Source organism: Marinobacter sp., assembly GCF_048259445.1.
Lineage (GTDB): Bacteria > Pseudomonadota > Gammaproteobacteria > Pseudomonadales > Oleiphilaceae > Marinobacter.
The window spans coordinates 254,118-278,533 of record NZ_JBLXHQ010000002.1; the positions used below are offsets into that span (position 1 = coordinate 254,118).

Below are 24,416 nucleotides of genomic sequence, written 5' to 3' on the forward strand. Positions count from 1 at the left end.
TACAAAAAATCCGCCTCAGCCAGAACGACTGGAGGCGGATTCAGCAATGCCTAATCTAACAGAATTTAAAGCAACAGCGTTCGAATATCCCCAAGAACCTGGCTAAGCAGAGACGTAAACCGCGCCGCATCTGCCCCGTTCACCGCACGATGATCGTACGACAGTGACAGCGGCAGCATCAGCCTTGGCTGGAATTCACTGCCATCCCACACTGGTTTCATAGCCGCTTTGGAGACGCCAAGAATTGCCACCTCAGGAGCATTCACAATCGGCGTAAATGCTGTGCCACCGATACCACCCAGGCTTGTGATGGTAAAACAGGCACCCTGCATTTCTGCGGGTTTCAGCTTCTTGTCCCTGGCTTTCTGGGCAAGCTCGGCACTTTCTGCCGCCAGCTCCCAAAGGCCCTTCTTGTCCACATCGCGAATTACCGGAACCATCAGCCCGTTAGGTGTATCCACCGCAATACCAATGTGAATGTATTGCTTGCGAATCACCTCTTTGCGCTCCATGTCCAGAGACACATTGAACTGCGGCAGTTCCGCCAGCGCGGTAGCACAGGCCTTGAGCAGGAACGGCAACGGCGTCATCTTCACGCCCTTTTTCTCACCGGCGGCTTTCTGTGATTTGCGGAAGGCCTCCATATCGGTGATGTCCGCGTCCTCAAACTGGGTCACGTGGGGCACGTTCAGCCAGCTACGCTGCATGTTAGCCGCCGTAACTGCCATCATGCGCGACATCGCTTCTTTCTGGACGTCACCAAACTGGCTGAAGTCCGGCAGCTTCACACCCGGGATACCGGAACCGGAAGCCACAGCGCTGCCCTGCTGGGCCTGTTGCAGCTGGCTCTTCACGTAGTTCTGCACATCGTCTTTCAAAATCCGGCTTTTAGGGCCAGATCCTTTGATGCGGGTCATATCTGCGCCCAGCTCACGTGCGAGCTTACGCACAGCAGGGCCGGCATGGACTGCAGCGCCGGGCGCTGGTGGCTCACTGACCGCACTCTGAGGCTGTGCCGCTGGTTCTTGCGGCGCCGCCTTTTGATCGGCCTCCGCTTCAGGCTTTGCATCCTGGCCGGACTCAGCTGGAGCGTCATCCTGGCCGCTGCCCTCTTCAACATCATCGTCGCCGTCGTCTTCGGAAACCGTCAACTCGAGCAGCTTGTCGCCCTCGGACAACTTGTCACCTTCGGCCACAAGGACCTTGACCACTTTGCCACCGAACGGCGACGGGATTTCCATGGAGGCCTTATCCGACTCCACGGTGACCAGAGGATCATCAGCTTCAACGGTATCGCCTTCCGACACGTTGATTTCGATAACCGGCACATCTTCCATGCCATCCAGAGGCGGGACCAACACTATTTCCGTGCGTGAACCACCAGACTTTTTCTTTGGTGCCGGTTTGCTCGGCTCCGGCTCAGCACCATCTTTGGAGCCGGATTCATTCTCTGTTTTTTCCTCGGCTTTCGCTTCCGACTCGCCAGTAGAATCATCAGAACCACCAGGCTCGCCGCTGGATTCGCCACTGGTTTCGAGAATGCCAACCACATCGCCTTCTTTTACCTTATCGCCCACCTTTACGCTGAGCTTGACGATCTTGCCTGCACCGGGGGATGGCAACTCTACGGAGGCCTTGTCGGTTTCAACGGTCAGAATCGGATCTTCTGCTTCAACCGAATCGCCGGCGCTGACCAGAAGTTCAATAACCTCAACTTCGTCTGCCCCGCCGAGATCCGGGACCCTGATTTCCTGTTCGCTCATAGCGGTCTCCTTAAAGGTGCGCCGGGTTCGGTTTGTTGCGATCGATTCCGTACTTGCGCATGGCTTCAAGAACCTGCTCTTGCTTGATCTCGCCGTCTTTAGCCAGAGCGGAAAGCGCCGCCAGGGCCACGTGGTAGCGATCAACCTCAAAGAAATCACGCAGTTTTTCACGGGTGTCGCTGCGACCAAAGCCATCCGTACCCAGGGTCAGGAAGGTTTTAGGGATGTATCCTCGCAGCTGTTCAGAGTGCAGCTTGATATAGTCAGTAGACGACACCACCGGGCCAGTCTGATTTTCCAGGCACTGGGTAACATAAGCCTTGCGACCTTTATCGTCCGGGTGCATGAAGTTCCAGCGCTCTACGTGCTGGCCATCGCGGGCCAGTTCGTTGAAACTGGTAACACTCCACACATCGGAGCTAACGCCCCAATCGTCTTTCAGTAGCTCGGCAGCCGCATTCACTTCATTCATGATGGCGCCAGAACCCAACAGCTGAACCCGCAGTTTGTTTTTACCCTTGCCTTTGGTTTCCACCGAACCGAACTTGTACATACCTTTGATGATGCCTTCTTCACACCCTTTCGGCATCGCAGGCTGGACATAGTTTTCGTTTTCCATGGTCAGGTAATAGAAGACGTTTTTGTTGTCTTCATACATTTCCTTCATGCCATGGTGAATCACTACTGCCATTTCATAGGCATAAGCGGGGTCGTACGCTTTGCAGTTAGGAATGGTGTTAGCCAGGATATGGCTGTGACCGTCCTGGTGCTGCAGGCCCTCGCCATTCAGAGTGGTGCGCCCTGCGGTACCCCCAATCAGGAAACCTCGCGCCTGCATGTCACCAGAAGCCCAGGCCAGATCGCCTACACGCTGAAACCCGAACATGGAGTAAAATGCATAAAACGGAATCAGCGGGAAATTGTTGTTGCTGTAGGATGTCGCAGCCGCCATCCAGGCAGCCATGGAGCCGCCCTCGTTGATGCCTTCCTGCAGAATCTGGCCCTTTTTGTCTTCGCGGTAATACATGATCTGTTCGCGATCCTGCGGCACATACTTCTGGCCTTCAGACGTATAAATACCCAGTTGGCGGAACATGCCTTCCATACCAAAGGTGCGAGCCTCATCCGGTACAATAGGTACCACGCGCTTGCCAACGCGCTTGTCTTTCACAAGAGCACTCAGAATACGCACGAATGCCATGGTGGTTGAGATTTCACGGTCGTTAGAGCCTTCCAGCACCTGCTTGAAGATGTCCAGATCAGGAATCTGCAGCGGCTGGCTGTCTTTACGACGCTTGGGATAGAAGCCGCCCAGATCCTGCCGGCGCTTCTTCATGTACACCAGTTCGGGACTGTCCGGAGCCGGGCGATAATAAGGTACGCTGTCCAGCTCTTCATCTTTCAGCGGAATCGCAAACCGGTCCCGGAACGATTTCAGAGTTTCGGTATCCAGCTTTTTCAGCGAGTGCGCGGTGTTGGTGGCCTCACCAGCCGTACCAAAACCGTAGCCCTTGATCGTGTGAGCCAGAATAACCGTGGGCTTACCATTGGCTTCGGTTGCCGCTTTCTTGTATGCCGCATACACCTTGTATGGGTCGTGGCCACCACGGTTCAGTTTGTTGATGTCTTCGTCGGTCCAGTTTTCAACCATCTTTGCCAGCTTCGGGTACTTGCCGAAAAACTGCTTCCGCGTCGCAGCCGGGCCGGCATTCGTGAAGCTTTGCAGTTCGCCGTCGACCACTTCATCCATGGCGCGCTGCATGGTGCCGTCTTCATCCTTCTCGAACAGAGGGTCCCACATACGCCCCCAAACCACTTTTATAACGTTCCAGCCAGCGCCGCGGAAGGAGCCTTCCAGCTCCTGGATGATTTTGCCGTTGCCCCGCACCGGACCGTCCAGACGCTGCAGGTTGCAGTTCACCACAAACACCAGATTATCGAGCTTTTCACGGCCGGCCTTGGATATACAACCCAGGGTTTCAGGTTCGTCGGTTTCGCCATCACCGATAAAGCACCACACTTTGCGGTTTTCCATCTCGACCAGCTCACGGCTGTCGAGGTATTTCATGATGTGCGCCTGATAAATGGCCTGAATCGGGCCCAGACCCATCGAAACCGTAGGGAACTGCCAGTAATCCGGCATCAACCATGGGTGCGGGTAAGACGATAGGCCACCACCGTCAACTTCTTCTCGGTACTTGTCCAGCTGCGACTCGTCAAACCGACCTTCCAGATAGGAACGGGCGTAAATGCCCGGCGACGCGTGCCCCTGAAAATACACAAGATCAGACTCGCGCTTTTCGTCACCGCCGTGGAAGAAATAGTTAAAGCCGACATCGTATAGCGTGGCTGCAGAAGAGAATGTGGAAATGTGACCACCAAGATCACCCGGGCGCTTATTGGCCCTGACGACCATCGCCATGGCATTCCAACGGATCAAAGAGCGAATGCGCCGCTCCATGAACAGATCGCCCGGCATGCGCGCTTCCTGCGTCGTCGGGATGGTGTTGCGGAATGGCGTGGTAATAGAATATGGCAACTCGGTACCGTCACGGCTGGCTCGCTCGGACAGACGCTCCAGAATATACTTGGCTCGGTCTACACCCTCATGCTCGATCAGTGATTCAAGCGCGTCGAGCCATTCACCGGTTTCAATGGGATCATCATCCTGGTACATCAAACCTCCCCCTTTATACTTCAAAAAATGCAGCAGGTGCCAAGGCTGGCCCCGCGCTTGAAAAATCGATTAGCTGAGAAACCCAGCCTATTTGTTATGAGCAATCCGCCAAAAAACGAACCTGCCTGCGGAGTGGCGTGCGTTCACCAAGCATAGAACAGCTTTCACACTTTTACCGCCCTGAGTGGCAGATTGGCCAGCTTAGAACCTAAAGCAAAAAAATATCCTGACCGAAACCAAAATTTCGTAGTATTTTTACTACAAATTATCTGTAAATACTGATTCAAACCCGAACCAATACGACAAACAGCAAGTAGAATTCCGATTAGTTACGCAATAATGCCTTTTTTTCGATCACCAGACAACCAGACTCAGACCAACGTCTTAGTCGTTATAGCTCCTGCTTTTTAATTACCGTGCTAAATGAAAAAAGCGCAGACCGTCACGATATAACCAAAATAATTTTTCGCAAATTCAATTATTTAAATAAAAAATCACAAAAAATCTTTATTTTTTCCAAACACCTTTTAATTAGACCTGAAACTAAACGGCAATTTATGTATACTCGCTTGCTCATTTTTTGACCATCGGGGCGGCGATAATCTCGCCCTCCTGAAAATTCAGACGCATACCCACAGAGGGCGAACCATGAACTCCATCGTCACCTTTCCAAACCGGATTCCCACTGCAGAATTCGAGGAACGACGCTTCAAGGTTTATACAGACCGCCAGCTAGACAAGATCGAGATCATTCAGAGCCTCCCGGAGGAGACTCTGTTTGAGATGAAGGTGGTAGCCAGCGTACTGCCCTTCCGGGTAAACGAATACGTGATCAACGAACTGATCAACTGGGACAAAGTGCCCAACGACCCCATTTATCAGTTGGTTTTCCCGCAGAAAGGCATGCTTAAAGATGAGCACTTTGAGCGTATGGCACAAATGCACCGGGACGGCGCTGAGAAAAAAGAGATTCAGGCCGTTGCCAAAGAGATTCGCGATGAACTGAATCCGCACCCGGCTGGCCAGATGGAAATGAACATGCCCGAGCTGGAAGGCGAAGTGCTCGACGGTGTACAACACAAGTATCGCGAGACCGTGCTGTTCTTCCCGGCTCAAGGCCAGACCTGCCATTCTTATTGCACCTTCTGTTTCCGCTGGGCCCAGTTTGTAGGTGATAAAGACCTGAAGATGTCGAGCACCGAGGCAGACAAGCTGCACGGCTACCTGCAGGAACACACCGAAGTCAGCGATTTACTGGTAACCGGTGGCGACCCCATGGTGATGAAAACCAAGAGCCTGGCCCAATACCTTGAGCCACTGCTAAAACCAGAGTTCGACCACATCCAGACCATTCGCATTGGCACCAAGGCTCTTACCTTTTGGCCTTACCGTTTTGTGACCGATAAAGATGCAGACGAGCTGATTGATCTGTTCGCCAAGCTGGTAGATGCAGGCAAGCACGTTGCGATCATGGCCCATTACAATCACTGGCAGGAAATCACCACGGACATCGCTGAAGAAGCCATTCGGCGCATTCGTGCAACCGGTGCCGAAATCCGTGCGCAAGGCCCGCTGATCAAACACGTAAACGATGATGCCGACGCCTGGGCAAAACTGTGGAAGAAAGAAGTACAGCTGGGCATCATCCCTTACTACATGTTTGTAGAGCGCGACACGGGTGCAAAGAACTACTTTGAAGTACCGCTGGCCGAGGCCTTCCAGATTTACCGCGAAGCCATGAAAAAAGTCAGCGGGCTGGCTCGCACTGCCCGCGGCCCCAGCATGAGCGCAGGCCCCGGCAAGGTGGAAGTTCAGGGCATTACCGAAGTCGCCGGCGAAAAGGTGTTCGTGTTGCGCTTTCTTCAAGGCCGCAACCCGGACTGGGTGCAGCGCCCGTTCTTTGCCAAATACAGTGAAACGGCTACCTGGCTGCATGAACTCGAGCCGGCATTTGGTGAGGAGAAATTCTTCTTTGAAGATGAGTTTGAGGCGATGAAGAAAGGTTGTGACTAAAGCTGCTGCCGAATAGCGGTGCAGAGTAATAAGAAGGCCAGACGAAGCAGTTCATCTGGCCTTTTACTTGAGCAATCTCACACTGTCAGCTGGCCTGGGCAACTCCCGACGCCGTCACCTTAATTGTCGCTCGCTTAAACAGACCCAACATTCAGCACTGGGGCTTATCGAATAATCCCTTTTTGCCGAAGCGAATCGAAGTACTCTTCACGATCAGGCAACAATTCAGACAAAACACTCGCAGTGTGCTCGCCTAGCTTCGGTGGTGGGCGATCCGCATTAAGAGGCTCGTTGTCAAACCGGATCGGATTGCTCACCAGGCTCATTTCTCCGGCTTCCGCGTGCTCCATGCGCATTTCCATACCACGGTACTGCACTTGTGGATCAGAGAACACTTCACCAATGCTGTTGATTGGCCCGCAAGGCACCCCTTCGCGTTCCAGCTCATCCAGCCAGAATCGTGAAGGTTTCGCTCGAATCAGTCGCTCGATCTGCGGTACCAGCAATGTCCGGTTCTGTACCCGGTTACGGTTGATGGCGAAGCGCTCATCCTCTGCAAGTTCAGGCGCTCCGGCCACCTTGCAGAAACGCGAAAACTGGGCATCATTTCCCACTGCCAGAATTATATGCCCGTCGGCTGTTGGAAACGCCTGGTAGGGTACGATGTTGGGATGGGAGTTACCTAACCTGCCCGGCGACTCACCAGAGGTCAGATAATTCAGGGCCTGGTTCGCCAGCATGCTGACCTGAACGTCCATCAGGGCGAGGTCAATATACGTTCCCTCTCCGGTCCGGCTACGACCAATCAGTGCAGAGAGGATCGAAGTCGCCGCGTACATGCCAGTGAACAGATCAATCACCGCTACGCCCACTTTCATAGGGCCGCCGCCGGGTTCGCTGTCCGGCTTGCCGGTGATGTCCATCAATCCGCCCATGCCTTGCAGCAGGAAATCGTATCCGGCCCGCTTGGCGTATGGACCATTCTGACCAAACCCGGTAATTGAACAATACACCAGATCCTGCCTGACCTGCTTCAGGCTCTCATAGTCGAGCCCATAACGCTTGAGCCCGCCCACCTTGAAATTTTCCAGAACCACATCGCAGCTTGCCGCCAACTCCCTGATCAGGGCTTGCCCCTCCGGCTGTGCAATATCCACCGCAACCGAACGCTTTCCTCTGTTGGCAGAGAGGTAATAAGCCGCTTCGTGATTTTCATTCAGATAGGGCGGTCCCCAACCACGGGTATCATCACCTCGTTCCGGGTGTTCGATCTTGATCACTTCCGCACCAAGATCAGCCAGGTGCTGGCTGCACCAGGGTCCCGCCAGTATGCGGGAAAGATCAAGAACCCGGATGCCCTCCAGGGGCTTATTCATCACGATTCTCCTGAGCGGGCACAGGTGCCCACTCGCTCAATTGTTGATCAGACGAATGCCTGAATACCGGTCTGCGCACGACCAAGGATCAGTGCATGCACGTCGTGGGTGCCTTCGTAGGTGTTTACGGTTTCGAGGTTGACCATATGTCGCATAACACCGTATTCGTCAGCGATGCCATTACCGCCGTGCATGTCCCGGGCCTGACGCGCCACATCCAGTGCTTTACCGCAGTTGTTACGCTTGATCAGCGAGATCATTTCCGGCGCCCAGTTGCCGCTGTCCATTAAACGGCCGACCTGCAATGCCGCCTGCAGGCCAAGAGTAATATCGGTTTGCATATTGGCGAGCTTTAGCTGCACCAACTGTGTGGCCGCCAATGGGCGACCAAACTGCTTGCGATCAAGAGTGTATTGGCGGGCGGCGTGCCAGCAGAACTCAGCCGCGCCGATAGTGCCCCAGGCAATACCAAAACGGGCCTTGTTGAGGCAACCGAAAGGCCCAGCCAAACCACTCACGTTTGGTAGCAGGTTTTCTTCCGGAACAAAGGCCTCATCCAGGACGATTTCACCGGTGATCGAGGCACGCAGGCTAAGCTTGCCTTCAATCTTGGGCGTGGAGAAACCTTTGGTTCCACGCTCTACAATAAAACCTCTGATCTTCCCATCGTGGGCCTCTGACTTGCCCCAAACAACGGCAATATCCGCAATCGGGCTGTTGGTGATCCACATCTTCTGTCCGGTCAGAAGATAGCCACCGTCAACTTTCTTCGCGCGGGTGATCATTGAACCCGGGTCTGAACCATGGTCTGGCTCAGTCAGACCAAAGCATCCAACCATTTCGCCACTGGCCAACTTGGGCAGGTATTTATGCTTCTGCTCTTCGGAACCGTAAGCCTCGATCGGATACATAACGAGAGATGACTGTACACTCATGGCTGAGCGATAACCGGAGTCTACTCTTTCAACTTCGCGAGCAATCAAGCCATAAGCGACGTGATTCAGCCCGGCCCCACCATACTGCTCGGCAACCGTTGCCCCCAGCAGGCCCATTTCACCCATTTCACTCAGGATTTCGCGATCAAACCGTTCTTCGCGGTAAGCGCTCAGAACTCGCGGTTGCAGCTTTTGCTGACAGTAGGCCCGAGCGGCCTCACTGATCTGGCGCTCTTCGGTTGTCAGTTGCTGGCTCAACAACAACGGATCGTCCCAGTTAAAACCTGATGAATTCGACATATCCAACCTCCTGAATTTACGAACGTTCGCTCCAGCTCATACGGCTAGCGTGAACGAGCGGTCTGATTTAGTTAAACGATAGATAAGGCAACCAGGTGACAATCTCCGGAAAGATCACCATCAACACAACCAACAAAATTGAGCAAATAATGTATGGAATCGATGCGAGGTAGATCTCCTTCATAGTTGTGCCTATGGGAGCAACACCCTTCATAACAAACAGGTTGAGACCAAGAGGGGGCGTTGAAAAACCTACTTCAAGGGCGACCAGCGTAACGATGGAGAACCACACCAGATCAAAACCCAGGGATTGCGCCAGCGGAAAGAAGAACGGCACGGTGATCATCATGATCGAAATAGCTTCCATGAAGGTACCCAGTGCCAAAAGCACCAAGACCATCGCCGTCAGCATCAGTAAGGGCGACAGGTCAAAGCTTATTGCCCACTGAATCAAGCCATTGGACGCCCCGGAAAACGCGAGTAACTGGCTGAATGTCGCGGAACCGAACACAATAAGGTAAGCCATAAGCGTTACTTTAAGCGCTCCGATAACGGACAATTTGAACGCTTCGAATGTCAGGGCCTTGAACAGCGCTGCAAGCACAATAACACCTAAAGCGCCGAAGGCTGCGGCCTCCGAGGGCGTGGCAAAGCCTGTCAACATCATAACGACAATCATCACGATAATGCTCAGCATCGGAACGATGTCACGCGTGGCAACCTTGAATTTCGTCGCTAACGGCGGACTCTCGACGTCATAGGCCGGAGCCGCATCAGGATCGAGTTTGGTCTTGATCCAGATGGTCACCATGTACATGGTTGCCAGAACCAGTCCCGGTACGATGCCGCCAATCAGGACATCGCCAATATCAATCTTGGCAAGCGTCGCCAAAAGCACTGCAATGGCTGACGGAGGTATGATGATGGCCAGGCCACCGGTACCCAGAATAGGCCCGATGGACATATATTTCTTGTAGCCGCGACGCTCCATCTCCGGTACCAGCAGGGAACCAAGCAACGCTGTCGAGCCCATGGATGAGCCGCTGAGCGTCGAAAACGCCGTACCGCCCACAACAGTGACATAGGAGAGGCGACCGGGAACCCGACCCATCAACAGATCAATGGCATTGAACATTCTCATACCGAGGCCGGTTCGGAAAAACAGTTCCCCCATGAGAAGAAACAGGGGGATTGGCACCAGGCCAAAACTGGAAAGCCCGCCGAACCCGTTATTCAAGACCTGGGTCACACCGACACCGCCGCCCATAAAATACCAGGCACCAACGATATTGGCTCCGATAAAGGCGAAGGCCACCGGGGCACCGATCAACATCAGAATCAGTACCATAGATAGAAGAAACAATAACGCGTCATGCCAGGCCATCTCAGATTTCCCCGCTTTGGACGCTATGGAACATGTCTTTTGAGAATATAAAACGGGTGAATTCAATGACCATCAGCCCGAAGCTGATTGGATAGGCAATCGTAAAAATCCACATGGGGATGAAATAGGTCCTGACGTCGTAATCGCCATCCTGAACATTGGAAATCACCAGCTCCAACCCTTTCCAGGCCAATACCAAGCTGATAGCCGCGCATATCAGCATCACAAATCGGGATAAGGCATTCAGAATTCTGGGTGGCAAGTGGCTGATGGCAACTTCAACGAACACATGTCCTTTCTCCCGGACCAGCCAGGGGGCTCCAAGCAGGGTCAGATAAAACAATGAATATTCTGTCGAGGTAAATAGCCATGCCGGGGGCTGGCCTCCGAAGTTCCGGATTAATACCGATGCGACCACCGCAACCATCAACCAGACCAGCATCAGCCCGGATACAAAGGCGAAAGCGTCAACCAACCTGTCATAGATGCGAATGAAAGGAGACATAAAGCCACTCGTTATATTGGCGGGAGAACAGGCCCGGCCGAAGCCGGGCGCTTGTTTGCTACTTGGTCGCAGGCTTATTGAACTTCTCGACAAGAGCCTCGTAGTTCTTCAGGCCATCGGGGTGTTGTTCCATACGCTCACGCATCCGGGCCAGAGAGGCTTCTTTTGCAGCGGCACTGTAGTTGGCTGCGGCATCGCCTTCTAACACAACCGGCGTCATCCCGCTTTCTTCAAGGGCAGCCTGTTGCGTCTCAGAGAGTTCCTGGAAGGCTTCTGCACTCTCACGCTCGTGCGCGATCGCTACTTTCTGCAGGATGTCTTTAGCTTCATCACTAAGCTTTTTCCAGCTATCCATATTGATAATGACACCCATGTCAGTGGAGTAGAACGCGGGTTCAATACGATAGTTCAGAAACTTGTCCCAGTTGAGATCCTTCATGCCAATTCTGGTCCAGCCTGTGGCATCAACAACATTGCGCTCCAGAGCAGAATAGACGTCTGTGGTAGGCAAACTGATTGGCTGAACTTTCAGATAGTCCGTAAAGAAGGCGTCGTAAACTGGATTGCTGCGCAGACGAATGCCCGACATATCCAGCTCGCCTTTGTCGTTCATCTTAGGCTCGTTGATCGTATAGAGGTTGTACTTCACACCACTGTCGAACCAACCAAGGTAGTAAACACCCATCTTCTTCTGGTGGATCTCGTTCAGCAGATCTATACCACCTGATTCGCGGGCATAAGCGGCATTTGTGTTGGAAGAAATCAGCGCGTCACGCTCGGGTATCCGGCCTGCGTAGAAACTGGCAGCGGTATAAGCCATATCGACCACACCATTGCGAGCGGCGTCAGGTTGCTGTGACAGACCGATAACCTCTGGTCCACCAAGAACCTTGATACGAACAACCCCTTCACCCTCTTCGTTAACCTTATCTACAAACTGCAGAAAGCTTTGCGAATAGACCAAAGAGGAAGGGAATGCGTGTACGGCTTTCAATTCCTGCTCTTCCGCCATGGCACCCATGGAGAACAGCAGCGAAACACCAGCAGTAAAAGCAAGGCAATGTTTTTTCATGGTGACCTCGTTGTGATTGTTATTTACGTTTTCGTTATTGGCTTTCCAGCGCCCGAACTATCCCAACCAGGGATAATGCTTTTTGTACCCCTCCCTGAAACTTTCTATCTTTGGCATTTCAGCGAGAGTCAGATCAATATCATCCCAACCATTCAGCAGCTTCAGTTTCCAGGTCGGGTTAATCTCGAATGAAACCGTTGTGCCCTTGCAAGTAATTGTCTGGCTGGCGAGATCGATAGCAATTTGCCCCGGCTCATCCGCCAGAAGTTCTAAAAGTTGCTCACCGTTCTCCTCTGAGACCAGAGCCGGCAAAAGGCCATTATTCACCGCATTAGAAGCAAAGATATCCCCAAAACTCGGCGCAATCACGCAGCGAAAACCAAAATCAGCCAGCGCGTAAACTGCGGCCTCCCGCGAAGAACCACCACCAAAATTTCGGCGTGCAACCAGAGTTTCAGCGGCCTTTGCATCAGGATTATTCAGAATTGAATCACGGGGCGTTCCGCTCGCATCGAAGCGCATGTCGTGCAGCAAGAAGCCACCGTAACCATTAGCTCGGGATTCTTTCATGAACCGTGCAGGGATGAGCTGATCGGTGTCGACGTTCTCTAGCGGCAGCGGACAAGCCAACGATGACAATTGAGTAAATGGTTTCATATCCGATTACTCCAGAATGTCGCGAATATCAGTCAGGTGACCAGTCACTGCCGCTGCGGCGACCATGGCCGGTGACATCAGATGCGTTCGGGCACCCGGGCCCTGGCGCCCTTTGAAGTTGCGATTGGTTGTGGAAGCACAGCGTTCGCCGCTGGCAACAAGGTCGCCATTCATACCAACGCACATGGAACAACCAGACTCTCTCCATTCGAGGCCGGCCTCGATAAAGATCCTGTCCAGCCCCTCGGCTTCTGCCTGAGCTTTCACAACAGTCGATCCTGGAGAGACTATCCCCGATACCTTGCAGGACTTACCACGAAGGACCTCGGCCGCCGACCGGAGATCTTCGATGCGGGCATTGGTGCAAGAGCCGATAAACACTTTATCGATTGCAACATCCGTCAGCTTCTGCCCAGGCTTAAGACCCATATAGTCAAGGCTGTCCTGAATCTGGCGGGCCTTTGCCTTTGAGCTGGCCTTGGCAGGATCAGGCACAGAACCGCCGATAGGCAGGGCTTCTTCCGGAGAAACGCCCCAGGTAACAATGGGCTCGATCTCTTCGCCTCTAAGTGTCACTTCTCGATCGAATTCCGCATCATCATCGCTAAACAGGGTGTGCCAGTATGCAGCAGCCTGCTCGAAGGCCTCGCCTTGTGGCGCCAGCGCGCGGCCTCTTATGTATTCAATGGTTTTTTCGTCCGGTGCAACCATTCCGCATCGGCCACCACCTTCAATCGACAGGTTACACAGCGTTAGCCGTGCCTCCACGCTCAGGTTCTCTACGACGCTTCCCGCGTATTCAATGGCGTAACCCCGCGCACCGTCTGCGCCCAAACGGGAAATCCATGCGAGGGCTATATCCTTGGCGGTCACCCCGGGAAGTAATTGACCTTCGATGTTGATACGCATCCGCTTGGGCTTGGTTTGCCACAACGTCTGGGTAGCCAATACATGGGCAACTTCCGACGCGCCCACTCCAAATGCCAGTGCTCCAAGCGCACCATGAGTTGAAGTATGGCTATCGCCGCAAACTATAATCAGACCTGGCTGCGTAATACCCTGCTCTGGCCCCACTACATGCACAATGCCCTGGCGCGGATCGTCCAGACCAATCAGCTTGACACCATGATGACCAGTGTTGCTGATCAGCTGTTCAATCACGTTGCGTATTTTTGGCTGGACCGCGATCAGATTACGGCTGTTGGTGGGAACGTAGTGGTCTGCAATGCCGATCGTGCATTCGGGGTGGCGAACAGGCAAGCCGCGCTCGGCCAATTTGTTAAAGGCATGAAAAGAGCCTTCATGCGCCAGATGCCGATCAACCCAAAGCAGGCTCTGGCCTTCATCGTTCTGGCAAATCTCGTGGGTCTGCCAAATTTTGTCAAAGAGTGTTTTACCTGCCATCGCCCTGCTCTCATTGTAAGTCTGTGGGTCGCTGCCTGGCGCCGAAGCGAAAGAACTTCGAACAATTGTCTATTTATAACATCTTCAAATGTATTATTTACTATACAGCTGAAGGTATAACACCCATTAAAACGTTGTCAACTCCTAATCAGCGCCCACTTGAACTGTTTTCGGCGAACAACATTAGTCTTTGTCCGATGCGAGGGGCTGCCAGTAACGCCCATCCTCACCGTCTGTTCGGCACAGGTCTATTTCCATGCGATATCGATCCGGTCGATAGAGGGCATGCAAATGCTCTACGCCTTTCCCGTCACTATCAAACACAACACGGGTCAGAGAGATCAAAGCTGAACCTACAGCGACATCCAGTGCGTCGGCTACGTCTTTCGTAGCCAGAACGGCAGAGATACTTTGCGTGGCGTGATCCAGATGCACACCACTGCGTTCCAGCAGCGCGAACAATGGCGTTGTTGCCAACTCACTTTCATTGTAGCTGATAGCTATGCGCTCAGGGACGTAGGTGGTGAGGTAAGAAAAGGGTTTGTCCTCCGCCAGACGAACCCGGACAGACCGCTGAACGCGCTCATTGGGCTGGAGACGCAGGCGTTCACTGACTCCGTCCGGGGGATAACCGTAGTTAAACTCCAACAACTGAACACGAGAGTTTTCACCGAGCTTGATGATGTTGGGAAGAAGGTTGGAAACGCTCGCCGTCATGATCGTTGCGCCCACAGGGCGCTCGCACACGATGGTACCGACCCCGGGCTTACGCGAGATCAGCCCTTCCTTTGTGAGCGCCTCAAGCGCACGACGTACAGTCACCCGCGAGACCCGATGCTCGTCAGCCAACTTGAGCTCTCCGGGGATCTTATGCCCTGCCGCCATGCGCCCGTTTATAATCGCGTCCTTCAACAACAGAAACAGCTGATGGGATTTGGTACCACCAGGCCCATTCGTGTGCAGGGATTGACCCATGCGGCTTACCTCTCAGTTACCCGGCCATTGAGACTTGACAGCCAATGGGGATGGCACATATAAATGTATTATTAATAGAACAATGAAATAATCAAGCAAGAATGCAGAAATGCTCTCCCCGAGAAAGAGGATTCTCCATGCCGATGTTACAGATCAACCTGCTTTCGGGCTACAACAGCGGGCTCAAACAGCGTATGACAAAAGCCCTGACGGCCGTTATTGCCGGCATAACCCGGGCCAAACCCGAAGCCATTTCCATCTGGATTCACGAAGTCGAATCGTTTAACTACAGCCGAGGAGGCCAGGCTCGTCAACCCGGTATAGGTGCGTCCGATCCGACACTATTGGTTCATGACTATCTTATGGCCATGGAGCAGCGCGAGCTGGATAAAGCCCAGGGGTTTCTCGGTGAAAACTTTGTGATGACCTTTCCGGGTAGCGGGAATCTGACATCACTCAGCCAGCTGGTGGAGTGGTCAAAAGGCCGTTATCGATTTGTGACCAAAACTCTCATCTCGACAAACGTTGCGTACGAGATGGATAAGGTAGTGGTTTTTGTAAACGGAACTCTGGCCGGAGAGTGGCCCGACGGCACTGCCTTCGATGGTGTTCGTTTCATTGACCGGTTTGAAATTTGCGATGACCGGCTGCTAAGGCAAGACGTCTGGAACGACCTGGCCACTGTACAGCCATGATTGCCACCAATAGGTAAAACCGAATTCGCAGCACCACGCCGATCGCCGGTTGCTGCTTCATGCAAATCAGGATGAGCACATAACCATGACGAACAACAACGTTACTTCCACACCCCTGAAAAGCAGACTACACAACCCCGATATCGTGGTAGCCCCCGGCGTGTACGACGCTCTGAGCGCGTCATTAGCAGAGCAGGCAGGTTTTGATACCGTTTATCTTTCCGGCGCCAGCCTGGCCTACACCAAACTCGGGCGCCCGGATATCGGTTTGATGAGTCTGACCGAGGTCAATGACACTCTGGGGCACATTCGCGAGCGCAGCGAGGTTTCTGTTGTCGTGGACTGTGACACCGGTTTTGGTAACGCACTCAATGTGATGCGCAGTGTACGCTTGCTGGAGCGCTCTGGCGCAAACGCCATTCAACTGGAAGACCAGACTTATCCGAAGCGCTGCGGTCACCTTCAGGGGAAAACCCTGGTGAGCGCTGATGAGATGGTCGGCAAAATCAAAGCTGCTCTGGACGCACGAACGTCTGAACAGACCCTGATCATCGGCCGCACCGACGCCATCGCCACCGACGGCATTGAAAAAGCGTTAGACCGGGCTAACGCCTATTATGAAGCGGGAGCCGACGTCGTATTTGTAGAAGGCATTCGCTCGTCTGCACAAGTCGATAAGGTGATGAAACAATTCAAGGGACGGGTGCCGGTAATGGCGAACATGGTTGAAGGCGGCGACACGCCCCTTCAGGACGCCGCCACGCTCGAGTCCATGGGATTTTCCATGGTGATTTTCCCGGGTGCACTGGTTCGTGCATTTACCCACATGGCATCCCGGTTTTTCGCTACTCTGAAAGCGGACGGTACTACTGACAACTTCCGGGACCGGATGCTGGATTTCAAACAACTTAACGACTATCTGGGCACCCAGAAAATGCTGGAACTGGGCCAACAATACGAGAACAGCGCGCGCTGAAACCGAATTCAGGAGGAACACCATGATTACCAGTGATAAAACCGCCAAAGAAATTTTCCACGAGGTCATGCAGAATCCGCAGCGGGTTCCGTTCGGTTTCGGCAAAAAAGCGATTCTGGTTAACGTCGACCCGCAGAAGGCATACACCCGCACCGATCTGTACAAAACAGCCTACGAGACCGACCCGCGCCAATTGGAGTATGTGAATTCCCTGGCGAAGCGGTTCCGTGAAATGAACTGGCCGGTTGTATGGACCCATGTAGCGTTTCTGGATTCGGCAGAAGACGCGGGCGTATGGGGAACCCGCACAGACACTCCCGACTCGCTTCAGAACATCAAGTACGGTTCTGATCGCACAGCTTTTGATGAGCGCGTCGAAATCGACGCGTCCAGGGACGTGATCTACACCAAGCGCATGCCGTCGGCTTTCTTTGAAACACCGCTGCAGTCTTTGATGGTATGGCATCAGGTCGACACAGTGATTATCACCGGTGGTTCCACGAGCGGTTGCATACGCGCTACAGCCGTCGAAAGCCTGTCACGGGGTTATCGCACCATCGTTCCCGAGGAATGTGTGGCCGACAAACACGAGAGCTATCATTACGCGAATCTGACCGACCTGCATCTGAAGTACGCCGACGTAATGAAGGTTCAGGACGTGCTGGGCTGGCTCGACGAGCGAATCGCCCAAAAGGACTGAACATTCCGGCAATGCCTTCGCAACGCGGTGGGGGTGCAGTCGCCTCATCGCCCGCGCCCCCATAACAAGAGGCGGAACGTTATGAAAGAGAGTCTCGGCGTCTACGACTATTGGCCGTATAAAGATCGCCCGAAAATCCAGTGGCCCAACGGCGCCAGAGTCGCCCTATGGGTAGCACCCAACATTGAATTCTACGAGCTGGATCCACCAGATAACCCGCACCGCAAAGCTTGGCCCCAACCGAGTCCCGCCCTCCCGGGCTACACCATCCGGGATTATGGCAACCGGGTTGGCCACCGTCGCCAGATGGCCTTGCTCGATAAATACGGTATTCGTGGCTCGGTATCTTTATCCGTGGCTATTTGCGAGCACCACCCGGAAATTATCGAAATGTGCGGTGAGCGCAACTGGGAACTGTTCAGCCACGGCATCTACAACACCCGCTATACCTATGGTCTGAGCGAAGAGCAGGAGCGCGACATGATTCGCGATTCCATCGAGACTATCCACCGCCACAGCGGCCAGAAATGCGCCGGCTACCTGGCGCCGGCACTGTCACACTCTGAGCGCACCCTGGACCTGTTTGCAGAAGTTGGTTCCGAATTATTCGGGGATGAAGCCGGCTTTTACACCTGCGATCTTTTTCACGACGACCAACCCACCCCGGTCACCGTTCGCAATGGCAAGCGCTTTATTTCCGTACCCTATTCCCTGGAAATGAACGACACCATCGTTTACGCCGTAAATAAAGTAGAACCACGGCACTATGGCAAGATGCTGAAGCGCCACTTCGACCGTTTGTACGAAGAGGGCAAAGAGTCCGGAACGGTTATGTGCATTCCAACGCATAACTACCAGGTGAGCTGCCCACACCGTCTCAAGGCATTCGAAGAGGCACTGGAATATATCACCGGCCATAGTGATGTCTGGATCGCCACCGGCCGGGAAATCGCCGAGCATTATCTGAAGCATGATTATGATGCGGCCCTGCAAGACATCGAAAGCAAAAAGAGGAGCGTGAAATGAGCCTCGACAAAACATACCTGGATTATCCCCAACGCTCCTACGGCCCTGATCACGAACGTTTCAGCTGGTCTATGCTGGCAGACCGTGCGCCAATCAAATGGCCCGAAGGTAAACGGGTAGCAGTCTGGATAAATACCTCTCTTCAGTTTTATCCCCTGAATCAGCGTGGCAAGCCTTTCAAGGTTCCCAACGGGATGACCATGCCCTATCCGGATCTGCGCCATTTTACGCTGCGCGATTACGGCAACCGAGTGGGCATTTATCGGCTGCTCAAAGCCTTTGAGCGTTACGGTATCCGGCCTACTTTCGCTATCAACAGTCAGTTAGCCCAGGACACACCCTATCTGCTTGAGCAGTTGAAGCAGTTCGATGCCGAGTTCATCTGCCATGGCTGGAACATGGATCATTTGCACTATGGCGGGCAAGATGAGCAAGAAGAAGCAGAGCTGGTTAAACGCTCTGTTGATACCTTGAACGCATTGATCGACACGCCCGTGCGCGGATGGCTCAGCCCCGCCAAGAATCAAAGCTGGAAAACGCCGGACCTGCTCACTGCCAACGGCATTGAATACTGTTGCGACTGGGTCAACGACGATATGCCCTATCGTTTCGACACCGGGAATGGTCCTTTGACGATGATGCCTCTGTCTACAGAACTGGAGGATCAGTTCATCATCGGGCAGAACCTGCATTCAGAGGACTCCTGGGTTGAGCAGGTCAAGGATGCCTTCGATTTTCTGCTTGAAGAATCCGCTACCCAAGGCGGACGCATGCTGGCACTGAACATGCATCCCTGGATGATTGGCCAACCTCACCGCATCAGCAGCCTGGAAGCCGTCCTCGAGTATATTATGGGGCACGACGAAGTTTGGCAGACCAAAGCCGGGGATATCCTTGAGGCATTCAACGCGCAAACCGACAAAGGGGATTGATCCGTGGCAGATGTCAGAACTGATGGCGATGCCATCAACTTTGATTTCAGCGTTCCTTTGGTCATCATCGGTAGCGGTGCCTGTGGCCTGGTCGCTGGCCTGACCGCGATGTCCAAAGGCATCGAAGCCGTTGTTCTTGAAAGAGACGACACACCCAGAGGCAGTACCTTCATGTCCTCCGGGTTTGTGCCTGCAGCCGGCACGCGTTTTCAGCGGGCCGCCGGCGTGGAAGATAGCGCGGCCAGGATGACAGACGACATCCTTCGCAAAAATCATAACGAGGCCGACCCTGCTATCGTGACCGCCTTGACCGAGGCGTCGGGCGAGGTGATTGAGTGGCTTGCGGACGAACATCAGATCCCGTTTGAATTGGTCGAAGGTTTTCTTTACCCCGGCCACACCCGCATGCGCATGCACTGCACTCCGCGGCGAACAGGTGAAGAACTGATGTCCTGCTTGCTGAACGCGGCTGAAAAGGCGGAGCTTCCAATCCTCACCGAAGCTCGGGTGACGACTCTACACGTAGACGACAACCGGCGAGTACGTGGCATTTCATACCAACGTCGAGACGGCTCCATCGAGCAACTGGGGTGCAATACGCTATTGTTAGCTTGCAACGGCTTTGGCGGCAACCCCGAATTGCTTGCTCGCCACATCCCGCAAATGGAAGATGCACTCTACTTCGGCCATCAGGGAAATCAGGGTGAGGCAGTTCTTTGGGGCGACGCATTGGACGCCAGCCTGAAGGATCTGGGCTCCTGTCAGGGCCATGGTTCAGTAGCCTGGCCACATCAGACACTGATCTCCTGGGCCGTCATGATGCAGGGGGGCATACAGCTCAATCGGGATGGGAAACGCTTTTCCAACGAACATGGCGGCTACTCCGAACAGGCAGCCAAGGTTCTGGCGCAACCCGATCAGATTGCATTCAACGTTTACGACGCCCGTATTCATGAGCAATGTCTGCAATTTGAAGACTACCAGAATGCTCAAACCGCAGGCGCAATCAAGATATTCGAATCTCTCGACGCTCTGGCCGATGGGCTGGATTTGCCACATAACGCGGTGCTGGATACGTTCGAGAGCATGCAGGAGCTTCAGGAAAGCGGCGAGCCGGATCAATTCGGGCGCCAGTTCATGGCCGAACAGAAACTGACTGCGCCTTACTATGTAATTCGGGTAACAGGTGCGCTTTTCCACACTCAGGGTGGGCTCGAGGTTACAACCGATGGCCGGGTTCTTGATACCGAGGGACATCCTCTACCCAACCTGTTTGCAGCCGGTGGCGCCGCACGAGGCGTTTCTGGCTCTGGCGACAGTGGCTACCTGTCTGGTAACGGGCTTCTCAGTGCAGTTGTGATGGGCGCTCTCGCAGGCCGGGGAGCTGCGAGGGCAATTGCCTCGACAGCGATATAGCTCGAAAGAATGCCAGATAAAGAGCTTTATCTGGCCTTCCCGCTTTCAGGAGCCCCCGCGACCGGCAGCCAAAACCTGCCACGCGGTGCCAGAAACCCCACTAAATAGTTAAAAACCGTGAAATTGTGTTTCTTTATATAACCGGCATTCACCCACCGCACTGTTGAAAGCCAGGCCCCGCTTGGGCTGGCCCCCTTCTTCCTGAATCCATTCTGAAAACGTTGAAACCTCGACACCCTCATATGGGGGCAGGCGTCAGAAAAAACAGATGCTAGTTTCATCGACTTCAACACGGCCGATTCATAAGGAGTTTTCGGTGAAACTGATAAAAAACATAGCAATCGCAGGCGCACTGTCTTCTTCACTACTGGTTGTTGGTTGCGGAGGATCATCAGACAGCGACTCGTCTGGCTCTCAGACCAACTCGCAAGATATTTCCGGCACAGCAACAGCACCGGCTGGTGCTGTCGCATACTACGAGACGCAAAATGCATTTGAACTGGCGCTGAACTTCTTCATTTCTCCGCTTGCCGCAGCCATTACAGGTCTTCAGCCGATTGAAGGTGCCGCCGTTGAGCTGATCCGGGTAGACAATAATGGAGATCAGGTAGGGGATGTACTGGCAACAACAGTAACCTCTATCACTGGAGACTACACCCTCAGGCTTCCGGAAGGGGTCAACCTGGCGGGCAACCTGGTTGTGAGAATCACCGGCCAGAACGCCAAGACCCTGCGCGCGCAAGTAGTAGAGCAAGACGTGGATATTTCCCCGGTATCCGAATTTGTGTTGCAAAAGTTTATTAACAACGGCGCCGACCTCGATCAGCTGGTAGTAACAGATGTTGTAAAACTGGCGGGAAGAGTAGAAGAGTTTGATGTGTCTCTAGCAGGATTAGCCAATCTGGATGCGGCGTTTGCTGCCCTGGAAAGCGAAATAGGCGACTTTGTTGAAAACGAAGTCGCGACTACGGGCGTTCCGGAAGGCAGCGCCGCCAGCATTGCGGGCAACTACCGCTCATCGGCAATTTCGTTCGGACTTTTCGACAGCGAAGGGTCTGGTATAGGTACACTCGCGAACGACGTATGGATGGGCCAGTTCACCTTTTCAGGAAATAACGGTGGCAACGTTACGATTAACCAGCTTTCCGAAGAAAGCGCCTACGGCCAAATTACTGGCGTAACGATAGACCAGGCCAACCTCTACTACGAGAGCGAAGTGGAGCCCGACATTAACGACACCTTCCCGGGCACGCTCAGCGCCAATGGCCTACTTTCTGTCTCTGGCGATTTTGAAGAAGATATTGATGGCGATTTCGGCTTCCGCTACCCCCCGACCGTCTACAATTTTTCACAGGTCGCAGAGTCCGGGCTCTTCTTTCTGTTAACCAACGAAGCGTCTGTTCGGTACAGCACAGTCGATACCAATGGCGATGGCGTGAAAGATGCCATTGATCCCGCGCAGAAAGCCGGCGATGAAATTTTCCGGAATCTGGAAGTGTTTGCCAAGCAGCCCACAGCCTTTGCAAATGCCGATCTTACTGGCAGTTTTGGCCGGGTCGCGATTGAATCCTACATCGGCAACGGGTTTGCAGAGGTGAGCACTGGAACCAATATTCTGACCTTCAACGGTAACGGCACTTTCACTTACGGCACGGAGACAGAGCGCAGCATTTTGATGGGCTCCAGCGCCAGCTACACGGAGTTTCCACCAGAACCCGAAGAAACTGACCTGCCTATTGTTATAAGCCCGAACGGCGACATCACTGCTGCTGGTCTTGATGAAAATGATCAGCCAGAAGCTGCAGACGGTTTTATTAACCACACGTTCGATTTTATGGCTTTTACCGATGCTGAAGGCAACAGCGGGCAAGACGCCTCCCTTGGTCAAACGCTTCTGTTAAAGCTACCAGCGGCGGCTCCGGATGTATCCGGCAACCAGTACAGGATGCTATTGGTCGCCATGCAATTGAGTGGTTCCGGCGAACTTGTTCTCTCCTCAAGCAAGTTCAATAGCTATGTAAACATGAGTTCATCAACAGCGGGCACAGTTGACGGCACCTTCTTCGAAGTCATCAAACCAAACCTTGGCGGTGACGTCTCGATCGAGACCTACACCGAATCAGGCACGAACCTGACATCAAGCATCGGTAGTGACGGAGCGACGACTCTGACCGTGGCAGACTCGGAAGGCACAACTACCATGGAAGGTTTCTTCAACGACGGTGCTACCCTGGGCATCTTCACGCTTCGCTATGCGGACACAGGTAGCGATCCCGACGAACTGGGCATGGTTATACTGGTGAAAACCAACAACTAGGATCGATACGCAGGGCGCGTCTTTTGCTGACCGCCCTGCCGACACTATCGCAATAAAGCCGAAAGAATCGTACTGATCAGCTGGCCTTGGCGAATTTGACCGGTTTTGTGAAAGATCTGCTTCAGATAACTTCGGACCGTTGCCTCACTTTTACCTCTCTTTTCCGCAATATCTTTCAGGCTGAGCCCGATAACAAGGTCTTCGCACACCTCCGCCTCCACCGGCGAAAGGGAAAAACACTCTGCAATCGCGGTCGCACCAGGAAACAACCTCGAGTCTGAATCGATCACCGTTATCAGCACGCCACCGGTGAGCAGCTCATTGTGTTCAAGCGGCCGGATCGTCATAACCAGCGGTGACTTGACCTCACGGCTGACAATCAGCGTCTCCGGTTGCGCAATACCGCTGCTTCCTGTGGCATCCGAGGCTCGCGTGATCGCACGGAAGAAGGCCTTCTGCGTCATCTCAGCTGAAAAACAGAAGCGCTCGGAACGAATACTCAGGCAACGCTCGTTTTCCAGCAGCACATTGCCGCGTTGGTTTACAAGCACCACCATACCCCGATTATTCAGAACGAAGGCGGCCTCCGGAATCAACTCGGCTATCGCAGACAGCGACTGCCCAGTGCTCGGATGCTGATGAAGGGTTTGCGCCAGGTTTACCGTTTGCCGCACAAACGGAACCAGGTGGTTCATGGCCTCGAGTTCCACGGGGAAATATGCGCCCTGGGCAAGGGTTCTCTGAACAGTGAGCAGTATGATGTGAGTGTCAGAGGCATCAACGACCAGCCATGCTGAGTCAAGCATGCTCTGATCAGACTCCCAGCGATCGTATTCATCGCCGGGCGGGCCGTTTTCCAGTAGCGGCAAGGCTGAGTTGAACAAACCAGGCTGCTGGGTGACGGCATGATTGGTGACCGCGTCGTGGGCGATCATATTGTTGTCCAGATACCACGCCACGAATTCATCCGTCAGGCCAGCGTGCCAGATATGCTCTATAGCGACGGGGGTTCTTCGGATAAAAGTAAGCTGGGCGGCGCAGCCGTTAACGGCTGTGGTCAGCATCGCAAGAAAATCATGAAAACCGGCCTGATGCTGCAAAGACTCGTAAAGGCACCGGATCAGTTCAGACTCATTTGGCAAGGCATTCTGAGAGTTCAATATTCCATGAAGTCGCTGAGACCCCAGTGCTTGAGACTCCATGGACTCTCCCGTTCGATTTGTTTTTATGGAAGCAGATTTCCTGTTTCAACAAACCAGACTATAGAAGAAGTTCAACTTATTTGAAGTAAAA

The 24,416-nt window shown here is 53.6% G+C and carries 19 protein-coding genes; 8 read left to right on the plus strand and 11 right to left on the minus strand.

Annotation, left to right across the window (positions count from 1 at the left end):
* Positions 1–65: 65 nt before the first annotated feature.
* Together aceF and aceE are read right to left on the minus strand one after the other, a co-directional pair.
* A complete protein-coding gene (aceF, locus tag ACN0RL_RS02595) occupies positions 66–1,763 on the minus strand; it encodes a dihydrolipoyllysine-residue acetyltransferase (protein WP_417513389.1) in 1,698 nt (565 codons plus the stop codon).
* 10 nt (positions 1,764–1,773) lie between these two features.
* Positions 1,774–4,440: a pyruvate dehydrogenase (acetyl-transferring), homodimeric type gene (aceE, locus tag ACN0RL_RS02600; RefSeq protein ID WP_417513391.1), complete on the minus strand. Its 2,667-nt coding sequence runs from the start codon at positions 4,438–4,440 to the stop codon at positions 1,774–1,776.
* A gap of 648 nt (positions 4,441–5,088) precedes the next feature.
* Here aceE and ACN0RL_RS02605 point away from each other — a divergent pair.
* Positions 5,089–6,453 (plus strand): KamA family radical SAM protein, encoded by a 1,365-nt coding sequence (locus ACN0RL_RS02605; RefSeq protein WP_417513393.1) that lies wholly within the window; start codon positions 5,089–5,091, stop codon positions 6,451–6,453.
* Between the two features lie 164 nt (positions 6,454–6,617).
* On the opposite strand, the gene ACN0RL_RS02610 is transcribed toward ACN0RL_RS02605, so the two are convergent.
* The 8 genes from ACN0RL_RS02610 to ACN0RL_RS02645 all read right to left on the minus strand — a co-directional run bounded on the left by ACN0RL_RS02610 (position 6,618) and on the right by ACN0RL_RS02645 (position 15,061).
* A complete protein-coding gene (locus tag ACN0RL_RS02610) occupies positions 6,618–7,829 on the minus strand; it encodes a CaiB/BaiF CoA transferase family protein (protein ID WP_417513395.1) in 1,212 nt (403 codons plus the stop codon).
* A 47-nt stretch (positions 7,830–7,876) separates the two neighbouring features.
* Positions 7,877–9,064: an acyl-CoA dehydrogenase gene (locus ACN0RL_RS02615; RefSeq protein WP_417513397.1), complete on the minus strand. Its 1,188-nt coding sequence runs from the start codon at positions 9,062–9,064 to the stop codon at positions 7,877–7,879.
* A 67-nt stretch (positions 9,065–9,131) separates the two neighbouring features.
* Positions 9,132–10,448, minus strand: coding sequence for a TRAP transporter large permease (locus ACN0RL_RS02620; protein WP_417513399.1), 1,317 nt, complete (start codon positions 10,446–10,448; stop codon positions 9,132–9,134).
* Between the two features lies 1 nt (position 10,449).
* A complete protein-coding gene (locus tag ACN0RL_RS02625; protein WP_417513401.1) occupies positions 10,450–10,953 on the minus strand; it encodes a TRAP transporter small permease in 504 nt (167 codons plus the stop codon).
* A gap of 58 nt (positions 10,954–11,011) precedes the next feature.
* Positions 11,012–12,025, minus strand: a complete 1,014-nt coding sequence (dctP, locus tag ACN0RL_RS02630) for a TRAP transporter substrate-binding protein DctP (protein WP_417513403.1) — start codon at positions 12,023–12,025, stop codon at positions 11,012–11,014.
* A 57-nt stretch (positions 12,026–12,082) separates the two neighbouring features.
* Positions 12,083–12,682, minus strand: a complete 600-nt coding sequence (gene leuD / locus ACN0RL_RS02635) for a 3-isopropylmalate dehydratase small subunit (RefSeq protein WP_417513405.1) — start codon at positions 12,680–12,682, stop codon at positions 12,083–12,085.
* A 6-nt stretch (positions 12,683–12,688) separates the two neighbouring features.
* Positions 12,689–14,086, minus strand: a complete 1,398-nt coding sequence (gene leuC, locus ACN0RL_RS02640) for a 3-isopropylmalate dehydratase large subunit (RefSeq protein WP_417513407.1) — start codon at positions 14,084–14,086, stop codon at positions 12,689–12,691.
* 183 nt (positions 14,087–14,269) lie between these two features.
* The gene (locus tag ACN0RL_RS02645; protein WP_417513409.1) at positions 14,270–15,061 is read right to left on the minus strand and encodes a GntR family transcriptional regulator; all 792 of its coding nucleotides are present in this window, start codon (positions 15,059–15,061) and stop codon (positions 14,270–14,272) included.
* A gap of 137 nt (positions 15,062–15,198) precedes the next feature.
* On the opposite strand from ACN0RL_RS02645, the gene ACN0RL_RS02650 reads away from it, so the two are divergent.
* From ACN0RL_RS02650 to ACN0RL_RS02680, 7 genes are all read left to right on the plus strand, one after another.
* Positions 15,199–15,756 (plus strand): tautomerase family protein, encoded by a 558-nt coding sequence (locus tag ACN0RL_RS02650; RefSeq protein ID WP_417513411.1) that lies wholly within the window; start codon positions 15,199–15,201, stop codon positions 15,754–15,756.
* Positions 15,757–15,841: 85 nt separating this feature from the next.
* Positions 15,842–16,732, plus strand: a complete 891-nt coding sequence (locus ACN0RL_RS02655; RefSeq protein ID WP_417513413.1) for an isocitrate lyase/PEP mutase family protein — start codon at positions 15,842–15,844, stop codon at positions 16,730–16,732.
* 22 nt (positions 16,733–16,754) lie between these two features.
* Positions 16,755–17,432 (plus strand): isochorismatase family protein, encoded by a 678-nt coding sequence (locus ACN0RL_RS02660; RefSeq protein ID WP_417513414.1) that lies wholly within the window; start codon positions 16,755–16,757, stop codon positions 17,430–17,432.
* Positions 17,433–17,513: 81 nt separating this feature from the next.
* Positions 17,514–18,458, plus strand: a complete 945-nt coding sequence (locus tag ACN0RL_RS02665) for a polysaccharide deacetylase family protein (protein WP_417513416.1) — start codon at positions 17,514–17,516, stop codon at positions 18,456–18,458.
* Positions 18,455–19,390, plus strand: coding sequence for a polysaccharide deacetylase family protein (locus tag ACN0RL_RS02670; protein WP_417513418.1), 936 nt, complete (start codon positions 18,455–18,457; stop codon positions 19,388–19,390). The genes ACN0RL_RS02665 and ACN0RL_RS02670 overlap by 4 nt, the downstream gene beginning before the upstream one ends.
* Positions 19,391–19,393: 3 nt before the next feature.
* Complete coding sequence (locus ACN0RL_RS02675; protein ID WP_417513420.1) at positions 19,394–20,806, plus strand: FAD-dependent oxidoreductase; 1,413 nt, start codon at positions 19,394–19,396, stop codon at positions 20,804–20,806.
* Between the two features lie 316 nt (positions 20,807–21,122).
* Positions 21,123–23,123: a hypothetical protein gene (locus ACN0RL_RS02680; protein WP_417513422.1), complete on the plus strand. Its 2,001-nt coding sequence runs from the start codon at positions 21,123–21,125 to the stop codon at positions 23,121–23,123.
* Positions 23,124–23,167: 44 nt separating this feature from the next.
* On the opposite strand, the gene ACN0RL_RS02685 is transcribed toward ACN0RL_RS02680, so the two are convergent.
* Positions 23,168–24,325 carry a helix-turn-helix transcriptional regulator gene (locus ACN0RL_RS02685; RefSeq protein WP_417513424.1) on the minus strand — a complete coding sequence of 386 codons (1,158 nt, stop codon included), beginning with the start codon at positions 24,323–24,325 and terminating at the stop codon, positions 23,168–23,170.
* Positions 24,326–24,416: the final 91 nt, after the last annotated feature.

What these genes read in the sequence shown, in the direction of transcription:
- ACN0RL_RS02620 (WP_417513399.1), bottom strand. Translation starts at nt 10,448, where the DNA reads ATGGCCTGGCATGACGCGTTATTGTTTCTTCTATCTATGGTACTGATT.
- ACN0RL_RS02610 (WP_417513395.1), bottom strand. Translation starts at nt 7,829, where the DNA reads ATGAATAAGCCCCTGGAGGGCATCCGGGTTCTTGATCTTTCCCGCATA.
- dctP (WP_417513403.1), bottom strand. Translation starts at nt 12,025, where the DNA reads ATGAAAAAACATTGCCTTGCTTTTACTGCTGGTGTTTCGCTGCTGTTC.
- ACN0RL_RS02645 (WP_417513409.1), bottom strand. Translation starts at nt 15,061, where the DNA reads ATGGGTCAATCCCTGCACACGAATGGGCCTGGTGGTACCAAATCCCAT.
- ACN0RL_RS02650 (WP_417513411.1), top strand. Translation starts at nt 15,199, where the DNA reads ATGCCGATGTTACAGATCAACCTGCTTTCGGGCTACAACAGCGGGCTC.
- aceF (WP_417513389.1), bottom strand. Translation starts at nt 1,763, where the DNA reads ATGAGCGAACAGGAAATCAGGGTCCCGGATCTCGGCGGGGCAGACGAA.
- leuD (WP_417513405.1), bottom strand. Translation starts at nt 12,682, where the DNA reads ATGAAACCATTTACTCAATTGTCATCGTTGGCTTGTCCGCTGCCGCTA.
- ACN0RL_RS02685 (WP_417513424.1), bottom strand. Translation starts at nt 24,325, where the DNA reads ATGGAGTCTCAAGCACTGGGGTCTCAGCGACTTCATGGAATATTGAAC.
- ACN0RL_RS02660 (WP_417513414.1), top strand. Translation starts at nt 16,755, where the DNA reads ATGATTACCAGTGATAAAACCGCCAAAGAAATTTTCCACGAGGTCATG.
- ACN0RL_RS02605 (WP_417513393.1), top strand. Translation starts at nt 5,089, where the DNA reads ATGAACTCCATCGTCACCTTTCCAAACCGGATTCCCACTGCAGAATTC.
- ACN0RL_RS02665 (WP_417513416.1), top strand. Translation starts at nt 17,514, where the DNA reads ATGAAAGAGAGTCTCGGCGTCTACGACTATTGGCCGTATAAAGATCGC.
- aceE (WP_417513391.1), bottom strand. Translation starts at nt 4,440, where the DNA reads ATGTACCAGGATGATGATCCCATTGAAACCGGTGAATGGCTCGACGCG.
- ACN0RL_RS02615 (WP_417513397.1), bottom strand. Translation starts at nt 9,064, where the DNA reads ATGTCGAATTCATCAGGTTTTAACTGGGACGATCCGTTGTTGTTGAGC.
- ACN0RL_RS02670 (WP_417513418.1), top strand. Translation starts at nt 18,455, where the DNA reads ATGAGCCTCGACAAAACATACCTGGATTATCCCCAACGCTCCTACGGC.
- leuC (WP_417513407.1), bottom strand. Translation starts at nt 14,086, where the DNA reads ATGGCAGGTAAAACACTCTTTGACAAAATTTGGCAGACCCACGAGATT.
- ACN0RL_RS02625 (WP_417513401.1), bottom strand. Translation starts at nt 10,953, where the DNA reads ATGTCTCCTTTCATTCGCATCTATGACAGGTTGGTTGACGCTTTCGCC.
- ACN0RL_RS02655 (WP_417513413.1), top strand. Translation starts at nt 15,842, where the DNA reads ATGACGAACAACAACGTTACTTCCACACCCCTGAAAAGCAGACTACAC.